General features: G+C 72.9%; 20 protein-coding genes and 1 pseudogene. 12 read left to right on the top strand and 9 right to left on the bottom strand.

Annotation, left to right across the window (positions count from 1 at the left end; translation table 11 throughout):
- The first annotated feature begins 129 nt into the window (after nucleotides 1-129).
- From OO52_RS05725 to OO52_RS05715, 3 genes are all read left to right on the top strand, one after another.
- A complete protein-coding gene (locus OO52_RS05725; protein WP_030641588.1) occupies nucleotides 130-939 on the top strand; it encodes an EamA family transporter in 810 nt (269 codons plus the stop codon).
- A 419-nt stretch (nucleotides 940-1,358) separates the two neighbouring features.
- The gene (locus OO52_RS05720; RefSeq protein ID WP_030641587.1) at nucleotides 1,359-2,117 is read left to right on the top strand and encodes an IclR family transcriptional regulator; all 759 of its coding nucleotides are present in this window, start codon (nucleotides 1,359-1,361) and stop codon (nucleotides 2,115-2,117) included.
- A 98-nt stretch (nucleotides 2,118-2,215) separates the two neighbouring features.
- Complete coding sequence (locus OO52_RS05715; RefSeq protein WP_078876721.1) at nucleotides 2,216-3,463, top strand: PP2C family protein-serine/threonine phosphatase; 1,248 nt, start codon at nucleotides 2,216-2,218, stop codon at nucleotides 3,461-3,463.
- A gap of 203 nt (nucleotides 3,464-3,666) precedes the next feature.
- On the opposite strand, the gene OO52_RS05710 is transcribed toward OO52_RS05715, so the two are convergent.
- Complete coding sequence (locus OO52_RS05710; protein WP_030641584.1) at nucleotides 3,667-4,095, bottom strand: ATP-binding protein; 429 nt, start codon at nucleotides 4,093-4,095, stop codon at nucleotides 3,667-3,669.
- A gap of 183 nt (nucleotides 4,096-4,278) precedes the next feature.
- Between OO52_RS05710 and OO52_RS05705 the strand changes: the two genes are divergently transcribed.
- Nucleotides 4,279-5,046, top strand: coding sequence for an IclR family transcriptional regulator (locus OO52_RS05705; RefSeq protein WP_030641582.1), 768 nt, complete (start codon nucleotides 4,279-4,281; stop codon nucleotides 5,044-5,046).
- A gap of 44 nt (nucleotides 5,047-5,090) precedes the next feature.
- Nucleotides 5,091-6,605 (top strand): glycerol kinase GlpK, encoded by a 1,515-nt coding sequence (gene glpK, locus OO52_RS05700; protein WP_030641581.1) that lies wholly within the window; start codon nucleotides 5,091-5,093, stop codon nucleotides 6,603-6,605.
- 61 nt (nucleotides 6,606-6,666) lie between these two features.
- Here glpK and OO52_RS05695 read toward each other — a convergent pair whose 3' ends face one another.
- Nucleotides 6,667-7,332, bottom strand: coding sequence for a TetR/AcrR family transcriptional regulator (locus tag OO52_RS05695; protein ID WP_078876733.1), 666 nt, complete (start codon nucleotides 7,330-7,332; stop codon nucleotides 6,667-6,669).
- A 243-nt stretch (nucleotides 7,333-7,575) separates the two neighbouring features.
- Here OO52_RS05695 and OO52_RS05690 point away from each other — a divergent pair, with 243 nt between their 5' ends.
- The 3 genes from OO52_RS05690 (at nucleotide 7,576) to hemC (ending at nucleotide 11,211) form a co-directional block, all read left to right on the top strand.
- Nucleotides 7,576-9,045 carry an MFS transporter gene (locus tag OO52_RS05690; protein WP_030641576.1) on the top strand — a complete coding sequence of 490 codons (1,470 nt, stop codon included), beginning with the start codon at nucleotides 7,576-7,578 and terminating at the stop codon, nucleotides 9,043-9,045.
- Nucleotides 9,046-9,270: 225 nt separating this feature from the next.
- On the top strand, nucleotides 9,271-10,251 hold the full coding sequence (locus OO52_RS05685) for an ATP-dependent DNA ligase (protein ID WP_030641574.1): 981 nt from the start codon (nucleotides 9,271-9,273) through the stop codon (nucleotides 10,249-10,251).
- An 18-nt stretch (nucleotides 10,252-10,269) separates the two neighbouring features.
- The gene (hemC, locus tag OO52_RS05680; RefSeq protein ID WP_196943423.1) at nucleotides 10,270-11,211 is read left to right on the top strand and encodes a hydroxymethylbilane synthase; all 942 of its coding nucleotides are present in this window, start codon (nucleotides 10,270-10,272) and stop codon (nucleotides 11,209-11,211) included.
- A 33-nt stretch (nucleotides 11,212-11,244) separates the two neighbouring features.
- Here the strand turns inward: hemC and OO52_RS05675 are convergent, their stop codons facing one another.
- The 4 genes from OO52_RS05675 to OO52_RS05660 form a co-directional block, all read right to left on the bottom strand.
- Nucleotides 11,245-11,769 (bottom strand): hypothetical protein, encoded by a 525-nt coding sequence (locus OO52_RS05675; protein WP_030641570.1) that lies wholly within the window; start codon nucleotides 11,767-11,769, stop codon nucleotides 11,245-11,247.
- Nucleotides 11,770-11,959: 190 nt separating this feature from the next.
- Nucleotides 11,960-12,820: an ABC transporter permease gene (locus OO52_RS05670; protein ID WP_030641568.1), complete on the bottom strand. Its 861-nt coding sequence runs from the start codon at nucleotides 12,818-12,820 to the stop codon at nucleotides 11,960-11,962.
- Complete coding sequence (locus OO52_RS05665) at nucleotides 12,780-13,679, bottom strand: ABC transporter ATP-binding protein (RefSeq protein WP_234337752.1); 900 nt, start codon at nucleotides 13,677-13,679, stop codon at nucleotides 12,780-12,782. Before OO52_RS05665 ends, OO52_RS05670 begins: the two co-directional genes overlap by 41 nt.
- Nucleotides 13,676-14,131, bottom strand: a complete 456-nt coding sequence (locus OO52_RS05660) for a MarR family winged helix-turn-helix transcriptional regulator (protein ID WP_030641565.1) — start codon at nucleotides 14,129-14,131, stop codon at nucleotides 13,676-13,678. Before OO52_RS05660 ends, OO52_RS05665 begins: the two co-directional genes overlap by 4 nt.
- 251 nt (nucleotides 14,132-14,382) lie before the next feature.
- Here OO52_RS05660 and OO52_RS05655 point away from each other — a divergent pair, with 251 nt between their 5' ends.
- A complete protein-coding gene (locus OO52_RS05655) occupies nucleotides 14,383-15,180 on the top strand; it encodes an RNA polymerase sigma factor SigF (protein ID WP_030641563.1) in 798 nt (265 codons plus the stop codon).
- A gap of 85 nt (nucleotides 15,181-15,265) precedes the next feature.
- On the opposite strand, the gene OO52_RS05650 is transcribed toward OO52_RS05655, so the two are convergent.
- Nucleotides 15,266-15,580, bottom strand: coding sequence for an ANTAR domain-containing protein (locus OO52_RS05650; protein ID WP_030641561.1), 315 nt, complete (start codon nucleotides 15,578-15,580; stop codon nucleotides 15,266-15,268).
- A 128-nt stretch (nucleotides 15,581-15,708) separates the two neighbouring features.
- On the opposite strand from OO52_RS05650, the gene OO52_RS05645 reads away from it, so the two are divergent.
- Nucleotides 15,709-16,518, top strand: coding sequence for a VOC family protein (locus tag OO52_RS05645; protein ID WP_030641560.1), 810 nt, complete (start codon nucleotides 15,709-15,711; stop codon nucleotides 16,516-16,518).
- Between the two features lie 59 nt (nucleotides 16,519-16,577).
- On the opposite strand, the gene glgX is transcribed toward OO52_RS05645, so the two are convergent.
- Together glgX and OO52_RS05635 are read right to left on the bottom strand one after the other, a co-directional pair.
- Nucleotides 16,578-18,722 carry a glycogen debranching protein GlgX gene (gene glgX, locus OO52_RS05640; RefSeq protein ID WP_106971947.1) on the bottom strand — a complete coding sequence of 715 codons (2,145 nt, stop codon included), beginning with the start codon at nucleotides 18,720-18,722 and terminating at the stop codon, nucleotides 16,578-16,580.
- On the bottom strand, nucleotides 18,719-19,231 hold the full coding sequence (locus tag OO52_RS05635; RefSeq protein ID WP_030641558.1) for a hypothetical protein: 513 nt from the start codon (nucleotides 19,229-19,231) through the stop codon (nucleotides 18,719-18,721). Before OO52_RS05635 ends, glgX begins: the two co-directional genes overlap by 4 nt.
- Before the next feature lie 304 nt (nucleotides 19,232-19,535).
- On the opposite strand from OO52_RS05635, the gene OO52_RS05630 reads away from it, so the two are divergent.
- Both OO52_RS05630 and OO52_RS05625 read left to right on the top strand, forming a co-directional pair.
- On the top strand, nucleotides 19,536-19,835 hold the full coding sequence (locus tag OO52_RS05630) for a DUF5133 domain-containing protein (protein WP_030641557.1): 300 nt from the start codon (nucleotides 19,536-19,538) through the stop codon (nucleotides 19,833-19,835).
- Between the two features lie 108 nt (nucleotides 19,836-19,943).
- Nucleotides 19,944-20,866 (top strand): annotated as a pseudogene (locus OO52_RS05625) (maltotransferase domain-containing protein); the annotation flags it as partial.

Here is a 20,866-nt window from a genome sequence, read left to right as displayed (position 1 = left end):
CGACTCATGCATGCATTTTGCGCAAGCGTGCTGTGCGCGCACGATCCGGGCATGCCACCAGCTCTCGAACACCCCACCGTGGCCGGGCCCTTGGCCCCGGCCGCGCCCGCGCCCCCGCGGCTGGCCGGAGTGGCCGCCATGGCCGGCAGCGGGCTGTCCAACCAGACCGGCGCCGCCGTCGGCGCGCTCGCCTTCCCCGTCCTCGGTCCCCTCGGTGTGGTGGCGGTACGGCAGTACGTCGCCGCGCTCGTCCTGCTCGCGGTCGCCCGGCCCCGGCTGCGCCGGTTCACCTGGCGGCAGTGGTGGCCGGTGCTGCTGCTGGGCGGGGTGTTCGGCACGATGAACCTCAGCCTGTACAGCGCCGTCGACCGGATCGGCCTTGGCCTCGCCGTGACCCTGGAGTTCCTGGGGCCGCTCACGATCGCGCTCGCCGCGTCCCGGCGCCGGCTGGACGCCGGGTGCGCGGTGCTGGCCGGGGCCGGGGTCGTGGCCCTGATGCGGCCTCGCCCTTCCACGGACTACACCGGAATGGCGCTCGGCCTGGTCGCCGCGTGCTGCTGGGCGTCGTACATCCTGCTGAACCGGATCGTCGGGCGGCGCGTCCCCGGCGCGCAAGGCGCGGCGGCGGCCTCGGCCGTGTCCGCGCTGGCCTTCCTGCCCGTCGGCGTCGCCGTCGCGCTCGGCCACCCGCCGACGGCCGGGGCCGTCCTGTGCGCCGTCGCCGCGGGGGTCCTCTCCTCCGCCGTGCCGTACCTGACCGACCTGCTGACACTGCGCCATGTGCCGGCCCGGACGTTCGGCCTGTTCATGAGCGTCAACCCGGTGCTCGCGGCCGTGGTCGGCCAGGTGATCCTGCACCAGGACCCCGGCGCCGTGGAGTGGGCGGGCATCGGCGCGGTGGTGACGGCGAACGCCCTGAGCCTCGCCACGCGGCGCTGACCCGGACCGGCCGCACCCGACCGGCACCCGCGCCGGGCGTGAACCCGGGGAGGGCTTCGGCGGCACACCGGACGGCACGTGCCCGGTGCGCCCCGGGCCGGCGCCGCGGGCCGCCTGTTCACACCGGACCCTGGCACCACGGACGGGCCCCACCCCGCCGCCACCAGCACCGGCCCTCGCCGGTCGCGATCACCCCGCGCGGCGCGACAAGTACTGGACCGACTCCATCGGCCACACCGGGCGCCGGACCCAGCGGGGTGACCGCCTCGGTCCAGATGTGATCGCGGCTGTGCGCGAGGCTCGGCCCCGCCCGCAGGAGGCGCCCGCCATGCGCGCACGTTGCCCTAAGGCCGAGCAGCCCACCCGCCCCCTCGGTACCGGCCTTGCCCGGGCCGGGCACCCGGGGCAGCCTGGTAGCTATGGGTGCTCAGGACGGTCCCACCCTGATCGGCTCCGTGCAGCGGGCCTTCCGGCTGCTGGAGGCGGTGAGCGCGCACGAGAACGGCGCACCGGCGAAGCAACTGGCGCGCGAGACGCGGCTGCCCCTGGCCACCGCCTACCACCTGCTGCGCACCCTGGCGCACGACGGATACGTGCGGAAACTGGCCGACGGCGGGTTCGTCCTCGGCGACCGGCTGAACTCGCTGTACGCGGCGGGCGGCACGCAGTCGCTGCTCAGCCGCGTCCGCCCGGCGCTGACCGCCCTGCGGGACGAGCTGTCCACGCCCGCCTACCTCACCTTCTACGAGGACGGCGAGATCAGGGTGGCCGAGATCGTCGACGGCCCCCGTGCGCCCCGGGTGGATCTCTGGGTGGGGTTCGAGGACGCCGGACACGCCACCGCGCTGGGCAAGTCCGTGCTGCGCGAGCTGGACGCGGAGGCCCGCCGGGACTACCTGTCCAGGCACCACCTCGCCGACCTCACTCCCCGCACGATCACCAGCCTTCCCGAGCTGCTGCGCAGGATCGAGTCGCCCCCGATGGCGCCGGCCGTGACGGACCTGGAGGAGTACGCGGTCGGCACCGTGTGCGTCGCCGTACCCGTCTATCGCGGCACCACCCTCGGCTCGCTGGGCGTCTCCCTGCCGGCGGAGCGGCAGGACCGGCTGCAGGAGATGCGGGCCCGGCTGCTCCCGATCGCCGACCGGGTGACCAGAGGCCTCTCGCTCACTATCTGAAAATCCGCTCCTTGTGGCCACCCCCACTCGACCCGTTCCCTGGATGAAACGGACGATTCGGGTGTGCACCCCCTACAGACGAGGACTGCGGACGAGACATGAGTCAGGCCCCACACCATGGCGGCGCCCACAGGCCGACACAGCTCTTCAGGAACCGGGCGGCCTGCGTCCAGGGATCGGTCCACCGGTGTGCCGGCGGGCTGTCGGCCCCGGTCGTGCACGGGCTACCGGTCCTGGTCGCCGCCGTGGTCGTGCTGGTCGGCGTCACCGGGGGTACGGGGACGATCTGGCTGCCGCTGCTGGCGGCCGGCCCCGCCCTGGCCGCCACCATCAACGGCCCGCGCGGGGTGCTCTGCTCCGGTCTCCTCGCGGCGGCGACGGGCTCGGCGCTGGCGCTGGTGCACGAGGTTCCCGCGCGCGAGCTCGCGGCCGTCCTGTGCGCCCTGCTGGCCGTCACCGCGGCGAGTGGCCTGGCCAGCGCGCTGCGGGGCCGCCGGGAACGGGTCCTGGCAGCCGTACGATCGGTCGCCGAGGCCGCCCAGCAGGCACTGCTCCAGCCCGTCCCCGAGACCGTGGGCCCGTTCCAGGTGGCCGTCCGGTACAGCGCCGCCGCGGCGGAGGCCCGGATCGGCGGTGACCTCTACGCCCTGGTCGCCACCCCGCACGGCATCCGGCTGATCGTCGGCGATGTGCGCGGCAAGGGGCTGCCCGCCGTGGGGACCGCCGCACTGGTGCTGGGGGTGTTCCGCGAGGCCGCACACGACGAGCCCGACCTGCTCGCCGTCGTGAGCCGGATCGAGCGGAGCCTGGCGCGCAACCTCGGCCCGGACGACTTCGTCACCGCGGTGGTGGCAGGCTGCACCGCCTCCGGGCACCTGGAGGTGGTGAACTGCGGACACGCGCCTCCCCTGCTGATATCGGCCGCCGGAGAGGTCGGGGCGGTGGAGCCGGCCCCTCCCGCGCCACCCCTCGGGCTGCGCGCCCTCTCGGGCCAGGTGCCCCGCCTCCAGCGGCTGCCCTTCACGGTGGGCGACCAGCTGCTGCTCTACACCGACGGGGTCACCGAGGCCCGCGATCACGAGCGCGCGTTCTATCCGCTGGCCGAGGGCGTGGCCCGCCATCTGTGCGATGATCCGGCCCGCACGCTCACCGCGCTCCACGACGAACTGCTCGCGCACGTGGGCGGCCGGCTGCACGACGACGCCGCCCTCCTCCTGCTGCGGAGGACGGCCGCGCAGGAGCCCGTCTCCGTGCCCGCAGGCCCGCGGGCGACGCCCCAGGAGCCGCGGACCGCGACGAGCCCGGCCCACCGCGTGACCCCACCCCGACGGACACCCATGCCGTGACCTACCACCGAGACGCGCGCAGGCCCCTCACACCACGACGAGCTCAGCCCACCGCCTGACCCCACCGCGACGGACACCCACGCCGTGACCTACCGCCACAACGCGCGCAGGCCCCTCACACCGCAACGAACTCAGCCCACCGCGTGACGCCACCCCGACGGACACCCATGCGGTGGCCTACCACCGAAACGCGCGCAGGCCCCTCACACCGCGACGAGCTCGGCCCACCGCGTGACGCCACCTCGATGAACGCGTATGCCGTGACGTGTGGCCAGGGCGTGCACGATCGCCTCGCCGCGGCCGTGCTCGTCCGGGTCGATCCCGCCGAGCGGCTGCCCGGCCGGACGCGCGGGTCCCGCGTCGGTGACCTCCACGCGCAGGGTGCCGCCGCCGTCGCTCGCCTCCCAGGACAACCGCAGCTCGGCCGGGGGCCGGGCGTGGATGACCGCGTTGGTGGCGAGTTCCGACACCACCAGCAGCCCGTCCTCGACGATCTCCGGAGACACACGCCATTCGGCGAGGGCCGCCGCCGCGCGCCGGCGGATGGCCGAGACGGCGCCGGGAACGGGCGGCACCGGACACACGCGTTCGTATGCCGCCGCCCGCAGCAGCGTATTGAGCTGTGCCGCCATGTTCTCTCCCGATGGTGTGTGCCGTCCGGGCGCCCGATGCGACGCCTTTCCGGGCTTCAATGAAAGCTATGGAGACAAATCGGGCTGGTCAATGAACGGCGGTCGGCATTACCGAACGCGAGGGTCCGCGACACCCCTCTCGCCCGCGCGGCGAAGCGTCCGCGGCGGTAATAGGCTCGCTTCATGGCCGGCCCAGTCCAGTCGATCGAAAGGGCGGCGGCGATCCTGCGCCTGCTCGCCGGCGGGCCCCGCCGACTCGGTCTCGGTGAGGTGGCGGCGTCGCTCGGGCTGGCCAAGGGCACCGCCCACGGCATCCTGCGCACGCTCCAGCACGTGGACTTCGTGGAGCAGGACGCGACCACCGGGAAGTACCAGCTCGGAGCCGCCCTGCTGCACCTCGGCACCAGCTACCTGGACGTCAACGAACTGCGCTCGCGCTCCCTCAACTGGGCGGACGCCCTGGCCGCCCGCAGCGGGGAGGCGGTGCGCCTCGGGACCCCCCTGGAGGGCAGCGTCCTCATCGTCCACCACGTGTTCCGGCCGGACGACACCTTCCAGACCCTGGACGTGGGCGCGCTGCTGCCCCTGCACGCGTCCTCGCTCGGCAAGGTCCTGCTGGCCTTCGGCACCGCGACCGTCGATCCGGTCCGGCCGCCGGGACTGGAGGCGTACACCCGGCACACACTGGTCGACCCCGAGCGGCTCGCCCGTGCCCTCGCCGAGGTCAGGGAGCTCGGCTGGGCCGCCGAGATCCAGGAGATGAGCATGGGCGAGGCCGGGCTCGCCGCGCCGATCCGGGGACACGGCGGGCTCGTCGTCGGCGCCATCGGGCTGTCCGGTCCGGTCGAGCGGATCTGCGACAGCCAGGGCCGGCCCCGCCCGCATCTGGTCAGCCTGATCCGGGAAGCCGCGCGGGCGATCTCCAGGGACCTCGGAGCCACCCGCTGGTAGGCCAGGACAGCCGCCCCTCGATCCGTCGGAAGGCAGACCCGATCATGGCTGAACGGTACGTAATGTCCATCGATCAGGGCACCAACTCGACCCGCTGCATCCTGTTCGACCACCGTGGGCGGCTGGTCTCGGTGGCGCAGAAGGAGCACCAGCAGCACTTCCCGAGGCCCGGCTGGGTCGAGCACGACGCCGTCGAGATCTGGCAGAACCTGCGGCGCGTGGTGCCCGAGGCCCTGTCGGACGCCGGTGTGGACCAGGGGCAGATCGCTGCGATCGGCCTGGCCAACCAGCGGGAGACGACGGTGCTCTGGGACCGGCGTACCGGCGCGCCGCTCGGCCGGGCGATCGTCTGGCAGGACACCCGGACGGCGCCACTCGTCGACGCCCTCGCGGAGGATCCCGGGGAGGCGTTCTTCCTCGACCGGTGCGGCCTGCCGCCGTCGACCTACTTCTCCGCGCTGCGCATCCGATGGCTGTTCGACCACGTCAAGGGGGTCGAACAGCGCGCCCGGGACGGCGAGGTGCTGTTCGGCACGATGGAAAGCTGGCTGATCTGGAACCTCACCGGCGGCACCGACGGCGGTCTGCACATGACCGACGCCACCAACGCCAGCCGCACGATGCTGATGAACATCCGCAAGCTCGCCTGGGACGACGAGCTGCTGGACTTCTTCGGGGTGCCCCGCTCGATGCTGCCCGAGATCAGGCCGTCCGCCGAGCCGTACGGCGAGGCCCGCTCGCTGCTGCCGGGCGTCTCCATCACGGCCGCGCTCGGCGACCAGCAGGCCGCCCTGTTCGGCCAGACCTGCTTCTCCCCGGGCGAGGCCAAGTGCACCTATGGAACGGGCAGCTTCCTGCTCCTCAACACCGGGACGGACCTGGTGCGCTCCCGGCACGGGCTCCTCACGACGGTCGCCTACAAGATCGGAGACCAGCAGCCGGCCTACGCCCTGGAAGGGTCGATCGCCGTCACCGGCGCGCTCGTCCAGTGGTTCCGTGACCGCCTGGGGCTGATCAGCAGCGCGCCGGAGATCGAGACCCTCGCCCTGACGGTCGAGGACAACGGCGGCTGCTACATCGTCCCCGCCTTCTCGGGGCTCTTCGCGCCGCGCTGGCGCAGCGACGCGCGGGGGGTCATAGTCGGGCTCACCTCGTACATCACCAAGGGACACCTGGCGCGGGCCGTCCTGGAGGCCACCGGATGGCAGACCCGGGAGGTCGTCGACGCCATGAACGCCGACTCCTCGGTCGCCCTCCAGCAGCTCAAGGTGGACGGGGGGATGACCTCCGACAACCTGCTCATGCAGTTCGTGGCGGACGTGCTGGACGTGCCGGTGGTACGGCCCCTGGTCGCCGAGACGGTCTCCCTCGGCGCCGCGTACGCGGCCGGGCTCGCCGCCGGGTACTGGTCCGACCTGGAGGTGCTGCGCCGCAACTGGCACAAGGCCGGCCAGTGGCTGCCCGCCATGGATCCCGAGCGGCGGGAGGCGGAGTACGACGACTGGCAGCGGGCCGTCGAACGCTCCCTGGGCTGGGTCAGACCACCACGGCCCCGCTGACGCGGGGCGGCCCTCCGGTCGGTGGACCCGGCGACGGACGCTCGGGCCGGGCCGCCGGGTGTCAGCCGCTCATGGTCCGGCGCGCGGTGCCCACCGGGGCCAGCCACAGCCCCACGATCGCGTCCGCGAGGCCCGTGGCCACCTCGCCCCAGGTGGCGCGCGGGGTCGGAGTGCCCTCGGCCAGGGCCCGCTCCCGCTCGGCGCAGGTGTGCAGAATCAGCACCCGGACCATCTGACCGCGTTCGGCGCGCACCTCGGGCGGCAGCTCCGGCAGGGCGCGGTTCAGGCCCTCGACCGCCTCGCGCAGCGCCGGTGAGGTCAAGGACTCCTCGACCATGATCTCGTGCAGGGCCGGGTCGGTCATGACCTGGGCGCAGAACCGGGCGTACCAGGTGGGGCTGCCGAGGCTCGCCAGGTGCTCGGTCACCGGCCGGACCAGGCAGTCGACCCAGTCGCGTACGTCCGTCGAGTCACCGGCCGCCGCAAGGGCCCGCTCCCGCAGTGTCTCGATGTGCTCGGCGTGCCGCCGGGCGACGGCGCGGACGAGGTCCGCCTTGGTGCCGAAGTGGTAGCCGACGGCGGCGTTGTTGCCCTGTCCCGCGGCCTCGCTGACCTGACGGTTGGAGACGGCGTACACGCCGTGCTCGGCGAACAGCCGCTCCGCCGCGGTCAGGATCGCCTCCCGGGTCGCGCTCACCTGCTCGGCCCGCGCCGTCCTGCGCGCCATGCTCACCACCGCTCCGGGACTGCGCACCGCCCTGGGCCGGCCCGTCCCGCGCTCCGTCCCAGGTCCTCGACCGGGGCGGCGAGGTCCAGCCAGGGCAGCCTACGGGCCCGCCCGCACCGGCGGGGACAGGCCCCCGCGTGCCGCCGCCCCCTACCGCTACAGTAAGTCAAGCAATTGACTTAAATGAAGCCCGGGCGTCCGTCCGGCTCTTCTGCTCGCCCTTGTCCCCCGGAAGGTTCTCCCATGTCCGACGCCCCCGCCCGGCCCGCCGAGGCCGGCCGCTCCGCTCCGGCCCGGCCGGGTGCCGTGGTCGCGGTGCTGGCCCTGGCCGGTATCACCGTGTCGCTGATGCAGACCCTGGTGATCCCGATCGTCCCGGAGCTGCCCGGCTATCTGCACGCCTCGCCGTCCGACGCCGCCTGGGCGGTGACGGCCACGCTGCTGGCCGCCGCCGTCGCCACCCCGGTGGCCGGCCGGCTCGGCGACATGTTCGGCAAGCGGCGCCTGCTGATGGTCAGCCTCGTGCTGCTGGTGACCGGCTCGGTGGTGTGCGCGCTCAGCGACGCGCTCGTGCCGATGATCGTCGGCCGTACGCTCCAGGGGCTCGCCGCCGCGGTGGTCCCGCTGGGCATCAGCATCATGCGCGACGAGCTGCCGCCGGAGAAGCTGGCCGGCTCGACGGCGCTGATGAGTGCCTCGCTGGGCGTCGGCGGCGCGCTCGGACTGCCCGCCGCGGCCTTCATCGCCGACCACTTCGACTGGCACGTGCTGTTCTGGACGTCCGCGAGCCTCGGCGTCGTCGCGTTCGTGTGCGTGCTGAGCCTGGTGCCGGAGTCCAGTGTGCGCACGGGCGGGCGCTTCGACCTGGCCGGTGCACTCGGTATGGCCGTCGGTCTGGTCTCCCTGCTGCTGGCCGTCTCCAAGGGCGCCGACTGGGGCTGGGGCAGCGGCACCACCCTGGGCCTGTTCGCGCTCGCCGTCGTCGTCCTGCTGGGCTGGGGCCTCTTCGAACTGCGCACCGCGCAGCCGCTGGTCGACCTGCGCACCACCGCCCGCCGCCAGGTGCTGTTCACCAACCTGGCCTCCATCGCGTTCGGCTTCTCGATGTTCGCGATGTCCCTGGTGCTGCCGCAGCTCCTCCAGCTTCCGACCCAGACCGGCTACGGCCTGGGCAGGTCCATGCTCACCGTCGGCCTGGTGATGGCCCCGCAGGGTCTGGTGATGATGGCCATGGCCCCGGTCTCCGCCATGATCACCAAGTCCCGTGGGCCGAAGATCACGCTCATGATCGGAGCGGTCGTCGTCGCCGCCGGGTACGCGCTCAACATCGTGCTGATGAGCGAGGTCTGGCACCTGGTCCTGGTCTCCTGCGTCATCGGCGCGGGCGTCGGCTTCGCGTACGGCGCCATGCCCGCGCTGATCATGGGCGCGGTCCCGGCCTCGGAGACGGCCGCCGCGAACAGCCTCAACACGCTGATGCGGTCCATCGGCACGTCGGTGGCCAGCGCGGTCGCGGGCGTGATCCTGGCCCAGCTGACGATCAGCCTCGGCGGCCACGCGCTGCCGTCCGAGAACGGCTTCAAGGCGGTCATGGCGCTCGGCGCGGGCGCGGCGGCCCTCGCCTTCGTCCTCGCGTCCTTCCTCCCCCGCCACCGCCCCGACGCCCCGGCCCCGGCTCCGGCCCCGGAACCGTCGGCCGAACGGGTCGCCTGAGCAGGACCCCGCCGACCGGGCGGGGCGACCGGGCGGACCCCCGCCGCCGGAACGGGCCGGCTGAGCGGGCCCCGTCGCCCCGCACCGGCCCCACCGGTGCCGCACCCCTCCCACCCCGGCCGGCGCGCCCCCGTGCGCGCCTCCGCGGCGGGACCGTTCAGGGGAACCCGGTGGCAAAGGGGCGTGACGGCGTCGGCGGTGGTCGAGATCTCTGCCGTGACCGTCGTGACCCTGCCGCTCATTCCGCCGATGCTCGCGACGCCCGGCGGCCTGCCCCCCGCCGCGCAGGACGCGCGGTGGGCGTACGAGACCAAGCAGGACGGCCAGCGGGTGATGGTGTACCTGCCCGGCGACGGCAGTGTGCTGCTGCGCGCCCGCTCGGGAGAGGACATCACCGGGGCCTATCCCGAACTCCGGCCGCTCGGCGGGGCGCTCGGCACGACCCCCGCCGTGCTGGACGGCGAGGTACTGGCCCTGGACGAGCGGGGCCGGGCCGACTTCCAGCTCCTCCAGAGCCGGATGGGCCTGGCGCACGCCCCCGCGCGGGCGGCGCGCCGGGCCGCCCAGGTCCCGGTGCACCTGGTGCTGTTCGACGTGCCCTACCTCGAGGAACCCCTGGTGCGGCTGCCGTACGTCCGGCGGCGGGCACGGCTGGAGGCGCTGGGGCTCACGGGGCCGTACTGGTCGACGCCGGCGGCGGTGACCGGGCACGGCGCCGAGGCACTCGCGGCGACCAGGGAACACGGCCTGGAGGGCCTGGTGTGCAAGCGGCTGGACTCGGTGTACGAACCCGGCGTGCGCTCCCGCGCCTGGATCAAGATCCGGAACATGCGGGCCGAGGACGTGATCGTCGGCGGCTGGCTGCCCGGCAAGGGGCGGCTGACCGGACTGCCCGGCGCGGTGCTGGTCGGCCAGCGCGATCCGGAAGGCAGACTGCGGTACGTCGGCGGGGTGGGCACCGGCTGGAGCGAGGCCGAGCGCATCCAGCTGTCGGACCTGCTGCGGGACGCGGCGGGCGACCGGTGCCCCTTCGACCCCGTGCCACGCGTCCCCGGCGCCCGCTGGGTGCTGCCCCGGCTGGTCGGCGAGGTCAGCTACAGCACCCGCACCCGGAACGGCATGCTGCGCCAGCCCTCCTGGCTGCGGCTGCGCCCGGATCTCACCCCGGAGGAGTCGGCGGCCGACCTGCCCGGGGAATTCGGCTGAGGCCGGTGGGTCTATCGTGTGCGCATGCCGGTTCCCGAACTGATCCGAATCGTCTCCCGCGACTCGCCCATGGCCCTGGCCCAGGTCGAACGGGTCCGCGCCGAGTTGGCGGTGCTGCACCCGGGCGTGCGGACCGCGGTCGTACCGGTGAAGACCACCGGTGACAAGTGGCTCGGCGATCTGTCCCAGGTCGAGGGCAAGGGGGCGTTCACCAAGGAGGTGGACGCCGCCCTGCTGGCCGGGGAAGCGGATCTCGCGGTGCACTGTGTCAAGGACGTGCCCGCCGACCGGCCGCTGCCGGCCGGGACGGTGTTCGCCGCGTTCCTGAAGCGGGACGACATCCGGGACGCGCTGGTGCACCCGGACGGGCTCACCCTGGACGAGCTGCCCGCCGGCACCCGGATCGGTACCTCCGCGGTGCGCCGCATCGCCCAGCTGGCCGCCACCCATCCGCACCTGGAGTGCGTGCCGTTCCGGGGCAACGCCAACCGCAGGCTGGAGAAGCTGGCCGCCGGCGAGGCGGACGCGCTGCTGCTGGCGGTGTCCGGCCTGGAGCGCATCGGCCGCACGGACATGATCAGCGAGGTGCTGTCCCCCGAGACGATGATGCCGCCGATCGGCGCGGGCATCCTCGCGCTGCAGTGCCGGGAGGACGACACGGAGCTGATCGACGCGGTCAGCGGGCTCAGCGACCCGGCCACCCACCGGGAGGCGACGGCCGAGCGGATGTTCCTGCACGTCCTGCAGGGACACTGCAACAGCCCCATCGCCGGGTACGCGCGCGTGGACCGGAGCGGCGAACTCTCCCTGCGGGCCTGTGTCTTCACTCCGGACGGCAAGACCCGGCTGAACGCCCACGAGTGGGCGGGCCGGCTCGATCCGGCCACCCTCGGCACCTCGGTCGCGGTGGCGCTGCTTCGGCAGGGCGCGCGCGAGATCATCGACGGCATTCCGCACTGAGCGCCGTGACGGGCGCTCCCCGCGGGGCGACCGTCAGGCGGAACCGGGCTCGGTCTGGTCCCTCAGGAACGCGCTGACCTGGTGGGCCAGGCTGCTCTGTCCGGTGCCGGCGGGTGCGGCCGGCGCGGTCGACTCCGCGATGCCGATGCCGCCCGCCCACAGCCGCCGGTCGGTCCACTCCTCCTCGACCCGCAGCTGCACCTGCACGTCCACGTGCGTGAGGGCGGCCTCGGGCGCGGCGGCGTAGAGGACGGCGGTGGCCCGGCGCAGCGGGTAGATGTCGAAGCCCTCGATGAACTGGGAGTTGCGCCAGTCGATGAAGGCGCCCTCGCCGTCCGGACCGACGCGGACGTCGATCTGACCGTCCTCCAGGTGGATGCCGTAGTGCCGCGCGCCGCGGTTCTCCACGGTCACCCGGACGCTGAAGTACGTCAGCCCGGCGGCGGCGTCGTCCCGTCCGCGCGGCGGCTCGGCCGGCTCCAGGCGGTGGACGCGGACCCGCAGACCGGCATGCTCCTCGTACTCCTGCCAGTCCCCGACCACGTTCGGCTCGTACACAGTGCCCCTCTCGACCTTCGAGAGCTGCTGTCTATCTGTGCGCTCAGCGCACTGTCAAATGAGCGGAATGCGCCGTGGCCAGGGGATTCACCCGCTTTGATCGGTGATCAAGCGCTGCCCAGGAAGAATCCGTATCCGGCCCCCCGCGGCCGGGTGCGCGCGCGTGCCGCACATCACGTCCGCGGCAAGATCAGCGGGCCAGCCGGCCGAGCAGCGCGGAGGCCGCGGTGATGCCCGCCGCGGCGGCGGCCGCCAGCACCCCGAAGTCGGCGGCGAGATGCGCGGGGGTACCGAGCAGCAGGCCCCGCAGGGCGTCCACTTGGTAGCTCAGCGGGTTGACCTTGCTGACGGCCTGCAGCCAGCCCGGCATCACCGACAGGGGGTAGAGGGCGTTGGAGCCGAAGAACAGCGGCATGGTGATCGCCTGCCCGAACCCCATCAGCCGGTCGCGGCTGAGCACGATCCCCGCGATGGTCATCGACAGGCAGGAGAAGAACGCGGAGGCGAGGACCACCGCGAGGGCGACGCCGAGCAGCTTGAGCGGGTTCCAGGTGAGGGCGACGCCGAGCAGCGTGGCGATCACGATCACGACGACCGCCTGGACCAGCGACTTGACCCCGGCAGCGAAGGCCTTGCCGGTGATCAGGGCCGAGCGCGGGGTCGGGGTGACGAGCAGCTTGTTCAGGATGCCCGCGTCCCGCTCCCAGATGATCTGGATGCCGTAGAAGATCGCGATGAACATCGCCGACTGGGCGATGATGCCGGGCGCCAGGTAGTCGAGGTACGGGACCCCGCCGGTGGGTATCGCCCGGATCCGGGTGAAGGTCTGGCCGAAGATCAGCAGCCACAGGGCGGGCTGGACCGCGCGGGTGTACAGCTCGGTCCGGTCGTGGCGCAGCTTCTGGAGCTCGACCGCGCACATGGCGGCCACCCGGGCGGGCAGCAGCCGCCAGCCCGCGCGCGGCACGGGCGGGGTGAGCAGCAGGGGGGTGCCGTCTCCGGGAGTGCCGTCAGCCGACGCGGTGCGCGGTGCGGCGGGTGCTTCGGACATCGCGGAAACCTCCTCCGGAGTCGTCGAGGCCACTGCCGGCGACGTCGCGGAAGACGTCCTCCAGCGTGGGCAGGCGGTCGGTGCCCTGCCGCTCGGCGAGGCCCCGGCGCAGCGCCGCCGGGGTGCCGAGGGCGCGGACCCGGCCGCGGTGCATGAGACCCACCCGGTCGCAGTACTGGTCGGCCTCGTCCATGTAGTGGGTGGTGACGAGGACGGTCATGCCGGTGGCGGCGCGTACGGCGTTGATGTGCTCCCAGACGCCGGTGCGGGCGATCGGGTCCAGGCCGATGGTGGGCTCGTCCAGGATCAGCAGCCGGGGGGCGCTGACCAGGGCCTGGGCGAGTTCCAGGCGGCGGACCATGCCGCCGGAGTAGGTGCCGGCCAGCCGGTCGCCGGCGTCGGAGAGACCCACGGCGGCGAGGGCCTGGGTGACGCGTGCGGCGCGCTCGCGGCGCGGCACGTCGAAGACCCGGGCGAACAGGGCGACGTTCTCCCGGCCGGTGAGCCCGCTGTCGGCGGAGAGCTGCTGGGGGACGTAGCCGAGCAGCCGGCGCACCGCCATCCGCTCCTTGGCGGCGTCGTGCCCGAAGACGCGGACCGTGCCGGCGGGGACGGGCAGCAGGGTGGTGACGCAGCGGATGGCGGTGGTCTTGCCGGCCCCGTTGGGCCCGAGCAGCCCGAACACCTCGCCCTCCCGTACGGCCAGATCGAGCCCGTCGACGGCGCGGGTCTCGGCGAAGGCGTAGGCGAGCCCGGTGCAGGAGACGGCTTCGACGGGGGCACCGGCCTCGGCGTCGGAGGTACCGGCGGCCTGAGACGTGCCGGGTGTCCCGGGTCCTGCGGGCAGGTCGCTCGTCATTCTTCCTCGGCCTCCTCGTGCAGCATGACGGCCAGCCTGCGCAGGGCAGGCAGGGCCGCGCGCAGGGCCTCCCGGTCGGCCTCGCCGAGCCGGGAGGCGTGCCGTCCGACCAGTTCGGCCCGGCGGCGCCGCCAGTCCGCGAGCCGCTGCTCGGCGGCCCCGGTCAGCAGCAGCCGGGCGGCCCTCCGGTCGGCCGGGTCGGTCTCGCGGACCAGATAGCCGTCCCGGACGAGCTGGTTGACCAGGGTCGACACGGAGTTTCCGGCCAGGTGCAGCTCTCTCGCCGCGTCCGAGATGCCGGTGCCGGGCCGGGACTCGACCAGCCGCAGCAGTTCGACCTCGGCGCCGCGCAGCCGGGGCACGGTGAGCCCGCCGCGCAGCCGGCGCCGGGTCAGCCGCTGGATGCGCACCAGCGCGTCGGCCAGTTCCTCCGGAAAGGTGTCGGCGTCCACCCTTCGGAGATTACCTCTGTTACAGAGGTATCGCCTCCCAAGAGGCGGTCAAGAACACCTACCCCAAATCCTCCTATTTGTCCTTATTTGTTTTGAGATGCCCGTCAGCGGGAATGGGCAGAGCAGTGCTTCGGACAGGAGGCACGTCCGTGGGAGCCGGCCCTCGCCGGACGCCCCGGTGTCCTATCCATGGTCCGAGCGCACCTCCCACGGTGTCTGTCATCCAGCACCTGCTGAGAGAGGTGCGCGCGATGCGTGTCACTGGCAGCACGAAACCCCATCCACACGACGACGCCCCGGACACCAGCGGCGCTTTCGAGCGCCTCGCCGGACTGCCCGACGGTCCCGAGCGCCAGGCGCTGCGGGACGAGCTCGTCCGGTTGTGGCTCCCCATGGCCGAGCGGATCGCCGTGCGGTTCCGCGGCCGCGGCGAGGCCCTGGAGGACCTTTACCAGGTGGCCGCGCTGGGCCTGGTCAAGGCCGTCGACCACTACGATCCCGATCGCGGCCGGGCCTTCGAGGCGTACGCGGTGCCCACCATCACCGGGGAGATCAAGCGCCACTTCCGCGACCACATGTGGACCCTGCACGTGCCGCGCCGGGTGCAGGACCTGCGCAACCGCGTCCGCGCCGCGACCAAGGAGCTGGCGCAGACCACGCCGGGCCGGGCGCCCACCGTCACCGAGATCGCCGAGTTCACGCGGCTCAGCGAGGACGAGGTGCGCACCGGGATGGAGGCTCTGGAGTGCTTCTCCGCGCTGTCCCTGGACGCCGAGGTGGCCGGCACGGACGGCTACGCCCTGGGCGACTCCCTGGGCGGACCGGACCCGGGGTACGACCTCGTCGTGGACCGGGCCGCGGTCAAGCCGTGTCTGGAGGCGCTGCCCGAGCGCGAACGCACCATCCTCTACCTGCGGTTCTTCGGCGGCATGACGCAGAGCCGGATCGCCCAGCAGCTGGGTATCTCGCAGATGCACGTCTCGCGGCTGCTGAGCGGCTGCTTCGACCGGCTGCGCGACGAGCTGCTCGCGGAGGCCCGCGCCCGCTGATCCACGGGTTTCCGCACCCCGGCAGCCCGCTGTCGTTCCCCGGCTCCCGGGAGCCTCCTGGCATCCTCCAGGGCTCCCGGGAGTCCTACTGTCCCTCGGACCCCGGCACCTGAGTGGGGCCGTAGCGGTCCAGCGCGTCCTCCAGTTCGGCCCTGACCTCGGCCGGGATGTCACCGCGCCGCCCCCAGATCAGGATCAGCTCCGCGATGTTGCGCAGCTTGATGTTCGTGTGCTGGGAGACCTCCTTCAGCACCTGCCATCCCTGGTCCGGGGTCACCCGGCCGAGGGCCACGACCATCCCGATCGCCTGGTCGATCACCGCGTGGGAGGTCATGGCCTCCTTCAGCTGGTCGACCTCCGCCTGCAGCGCGGCGATCCGGTCCGGCTCGATCTCTCCCATCCCTCCATCGTGCGCAGGGGCCTGCACCCCCGCCACCCGGGGTACTCGACAGGCAGCACACCCGCTTCCGGTTGGACACTGGTGCCAGACCGGTGGCCGCCCGGCCCCGAGAGCAGGACGCGACTGCCATGAACCACGACACCCGCACCGGCGGCGAGCCACGCAGAAAAGAAGTCGTCTCCACCCACTCCGTCTTCGGCGCACCGTGCTGGGTGAGCCTGACCAGCCGCGATCTCCAGGCCACCCAGGACTTCTACGCGGCCGTCCTCGGCTGGCGCTGGCGCGGCGCCAAGCTCGGCGAGCACTTCCGGATCGCCCTGGCGAACGGGGTGCCGGTGGCCGGGATCGCCGCCGTCGCCTCCATGTGGCAGATGGCGGTGGCCTGGACGCCGTACTTCGCCGTGCCGGACGCGGACGTGGCCGTGTCCCGGGTCCGGGAGCGCGGCGGCACGTCGGCGGTCGGGCCGCTGTCCTTCCCGCCGGGCCGGGCGGCGCTGCTCGCCGACCGGGACGGGGCCACGTTCGGGATCTGGCAGGGCGAACTCGTCTCCAACTGGGAGGCGTGGCGGCAGGCGGCACCGACCTTCGTCCGGCTGCACACCCGGGACGCCTTCGATGCCGCGATCTTCTACGGCGAGGTCCTGGACTGGGCGACCGGGCTGCCGGGCTGCTGCGAGGTCGAGTACGAGGGCGGCGAGGTGGTGCTGCGCAGCCAGGGTGACATCGTGGCGCGCATCGACTCGGGCGCGGTGGAGGCGGCCCCGGACCCCTCGGTACGGCCGCACTGGCAGATCCACTTCGCGGTGGGCGACGTGCCCGGCTGCGCCCGCACGGCGGAGAAGCACGGCGGCAGCGTGCTGCGCGAGGAGGAGACCGAGGCGATCCTGCGCGACCCGGACGGTGCGCAGTTCACGGTGACGTCCCGCCGGAGCCGGTAAGACACTCTGAGCCGACGGCGCCGCACCCCGGCGGGGTGCGGCGCCGTCGGCTTCGCGCTCTAACCGGCGACGCGCGACGGGCGCGACAGCAGCACCAGGCTGCGCGCCTCCACGCGCACCTTTGTGCCCGCCTTGCGTTCGCGTTCGTCGGGGACGCCCTCGGGGTCGGCGGTGTCGATCAGCGTGACCCAGCGCTCGCCGAAGGAGTCGTCGGGCAGGCGGAAGACGACCGGCTCCCAGTAGCCGTTGACGAGCAGCAGGAAGGAGTCGTCGACCATGCGGCGGCCGTAGGAGTCGCGTTCGGCGATGGCGTCCCCGTTGAGGAACACCCCGACCGTGTGCGCGTCCCCGCGCTGCCAGTCGCGGTCGGTCATCTCCCGCGCGTCGGGCCGCAGCCACATCAGGTCGGGCAGCGGCTGCTTGGCGTGGGTCGCGGTGTCGCCGCGGAAGAAGCGGCGCCGGCGCAGCACCGGGTGCGCGGCGCGCAGGGCGATCAGGCACCGGGTGAACTCGGCGAGGGCGCGCTGTTCGTCGGTCAGGTCCCAGTCCACCCAGGAGATCTCGTTGTCCTGGCAGTAGGCGTTGTTGTTGCCCCGCTGGGTGCGGCCGAGTTCGTCGCCGTGGCACAGCATCGGGATGCCCTGCGAGAGCAGCAGCGTGGCCAGCAGGTTGCGCTGCTGGCGGGCGCGCAGTTCGAGGACGGCGGGATCGTCGGTCTCGCCCTCCGCCCCGCAGTTCCAGGACCGGTTGTGGCTCTCGCCGTCCCGGTTGTCCTCGCCGTTGGCCTCGTTGTGCTTGTCGTTGTACGACACGAGGTCGCGCAGGGTGAAACCGTCGTGCGCGGTGACGAAGTTGACGCTCGCGCGCGGCCGGCGCCGGCTGTGCTGGTAGATGTCGGAGGAGCCGGTGAGCCGGGAGGCGAACTCACCGAGCGAACCGGGCTCGGCCCGCCAGAAGTCCCGTACGGCGTCCCGGTACTTGCCGTTCCACTCCGACCACAGCGGCGGGAAGTTCCCCACCTGGTAGCCGCCCTCGCCGACGTCCCAGGGCTCGGCGATGAGCTTGACCCGGCTGATGACGGGGTCCTGCTGGATCAGGTCGAAGAACGCCGAGAGCCGGTCCACCTCGTGGAACTGCCGGGCCAGCGTGGCCGCGAGGTCGAAGCGGAAGCCGTCGACGTGCATCTCGGTGACCCAGTACCGCAGCGAGTCCATGATCAGCTGGAGCACGTAGGGGTGCCGCATCAGCAGGCTGTTGCCGGTGCCGGTGGTGTCGTAGTAGTGCGCCCAGTCGCCGTCGACCAGGCGGTAGTAGGAGGCGTTGTCGATGCCCCGGAAGGACAGCGTCGGGCCCCGTTCGTTGCCCTCGGCGGTGTGGTTGTAGACCACGTCGAGGATGACTTCCAGGCCGGCCGCGTGCAGCGCCTTCACCATGGCCTTGAACTCGTTGACCTGCTGGCCCCGGGTACCGAAGGCGGCGTAGGCGTTGTGCGGGGCGAAGAAGCCGATGGTGTTGTAGCCCCAGTAGTTGGACAGGCCGCGGTCCTGGAGCACGCCGTCCTGGACGAACTGGTGCACCGGCATCAGTTCCACCGCGGTCACGCCGAGCGAGGTGAGGTGCTCGGTCACGGCGGGGTGGGCGAGGCCGGCGTAGGTGCCGCGCAGCCGCTCGGGGACGTCGGGGTGGGTCATGGTCAGGCCGCGCACATGGGCCTCGTAGATCACCGAGTCCGCGTACGGCGTCCGGGGCGGGCGGTCGTCGCCCCAGTCGAAGAACGGGTCGGTGACCACGCCCAGCATGGAGTGGCCGGCGCTGTCGGCCGGGGCGGGGCCGTCCGGGGCGCGCTCGTACAGGGAGGCGTGGTTGTCGATCTGGCCGTCCACGGCGCGGGCGTACGGGTCGAGCAGCAGCTTGGCCGGGTTGCAGCGGTGGCCGAGCGCCGGCTGCCAGGGGCCGTGCACCCGGTAGCCGTAGCGCTGGCCGGGGCCGATGCCGGGCAGGTAGGCGTGCCACACGAAGCCGTCGACCTCTTGCAGCGGGACCGGTGTGGCGGTGCCGGCGTCGTCGACCAGGATCAGCTCCACGCGCTCGGCGACCTCGCTGAACAGGGCGAAGTTGGTGCCCTGTCCGTCGAACGCGGCACCCAACGGGTAGGGGTGCCCGCTCCACACGGGCACCCCTTTGCGGCTCTTGCGGGCGGTCACCGGCTGCCCTCCAGGGCGTCGTCACCTGCGGGCGCCGGCGCGGTCAGCACGGCCACCGGCTCCTCGCGCGGGACCATGAGGCCCTCCCGCAGCGTCGGCGCGGGGGCGGTGGGCACCAGCGGGACGCGCTGGCCGGCGCGGGCGCGCTGCGAGAACCAGATGATCTTGCTGCCGGTGTCCGAGGCGCAGCAGCCCCAGCCGTCACTCATCGCGGCGATGTCCGCGAGGCAGGACCTCAGGTCCAGGTCCGGGCGCAGATCCGGGTCGTCGTCACCGAAGGCGGTGATGAGGTGCTGGCCGTTCCACCACATCTCGATGGAGGTGTGCTTGTCCGTCGCGTGCTCGTCGATCGCCCGCAACAGCAGTTCGGCGCCGCGGCAGACGGGATCCACGAGGTTCTCGAGGTCCCAGTAGCGGAGATGGGCGGCCAGGATGCGGCTGACCTGTCCCACCCGTTCCGGGCTGACTTCCACGTCGAGGTGGTAGTAGCAGGGCACTGCGGTCTTCATCGTCGCTTGCTCCTCACCGGCGAAGCTCTCGCTCCCCTCGCCCTGTCCGGGAGGGATCCCGGACACCTAGCGTGAGCGCTGATCGCTTCTGAGTCACCTCCACGGTGAGGGCACTACGCCATTCGTGCAACACGAGCACCCGACACCCCAAATGGTTGAAGCTCCAACAAGACGCTGCGTCGTCGCGCGTGCACCATAAGTGAAAGCCTCGATCGCCGTAACGGTGCCGCGCCTCCCCGTGCGCGGACGCCACCCGACCGTCGGGAACGCGCCCAGTCGAGAGCGTGGAAGGTGAATGAGGGCCATGCTGCTACCCGCCAAGGCCGAAGTGGCCCGGCAGTTGCGGCGTTACCGGGCGTGGGAGCGCGTGATGCTCGCCTCGCCCCACGACCGCACGGTCCGGGCCACCTTCGAGGACTCGGGGTACACGCTGTGCGTGCTGATGGGCAAACGCTGCGCCCGCGAGGCCGCGGACGCCGCCGAACGCTATCTCCGCACGAACCTGGTCACCTACCTGCGCGAGCAGGACGGACGGCCGCAGCCACGCCGGGCGGCCAGAAGAGCGCCGCCGCCGGAGCGGCGTTCCACGGCGCCAAGCCCCTGACCTGGCACCGTACAAGGCGTTCCTCTCGGACCGGCGCGCGCCGGCCCGACTTTCGGATCGCGGAGCCGGGCCGGGTGTCCGGCTCCGCGCACGGCGGAGGTGAGATACATGCGCAGGACCCCGGCCATCGGCCGTGTACCGGTACGTGACGTCCGGCCGGCCGTGGAGTGCGGCAGGCGCCCGGCGAAAGCGGTGGCCGGGGAGACCTTCGAGGTCACGGCCACCGTCTTCCGCGAAGGGCACGACGCCGTGGGGGCGAACGTGGTCCTGCGCGATCCCAACGGCCGCCGTGGCCCCTGGACACCGATGCGGGAGCTGTCCCCGGGCAGCGACCGCTGGGGTGCGGAGATCACGCCGGACACGACGGGCCGTTGGACCTTCCGGGTGGAGGCCTGGAGCCATCCGCTGGCGACCTGGCGGCACACCGCCTCCGTGAAGGTGCCGGCCGGGATCGACACCGGCCTGGTCCTGGAGGAGGGCGCCGAGTTGTACGAGCGGGCCGCCGCCGGAGTGCCCAAGGGCCCCGAGCGCGCCCCGATCCGATGCCGTTGCTGGTGGAGCGCGAACGGGCCCTGTTCGGGTCGTGGTACGAGTTCTTCCCCCGCTCGGAGGGGACCGCCGAGGAGCCGCACGGTACGTTCCGCACGGCCGCGCGCCGGCTGAAGCCGATCGCGGACATGGGCTTCGACGTCGTCTACCTGCCGCCCATCCACCCGATCGGCACGACGTTCCGCAAGGGCCGCAACAACACGCTCACCGCGGGCCCGGACGACGTCGGCGTGCCCTGGGCGATCGGGTCGCCGGAGGGTGGCCACGACGCCGTGCACCCCGGCCTTGGCACCCTGGAGGACTTCGACTTCTTCGTCGGCGAGGCGAAGAAGCTGGGCCTGGAGATCGCGCTGGACTTCGCGTTGCAGTGCTCGCCCGACCATCCCTGGGTCCACAAGCACCCCGAGTGGTTCCACCACCGCCCGGACGGGACGATCGCGTACGCGGAGAACCCGCCGAAGAAGTACCAGGACATCTACCCC

The sequence above is a fragment of the Streptomyces flaveolus genome, assembly GCF_000716535.1.
In the GTDB taxonomy this organism is placed as follows: domain Bacteria; phylum Actinomycetota; class Actinomycetes; order Streptomycetales; family Streptomycetaceae; genus Streptomyces; species Streptomyces flaveolus_A.
This window is presented reverse-complemented; position numbering and strand designations above follow the sequence as displayed.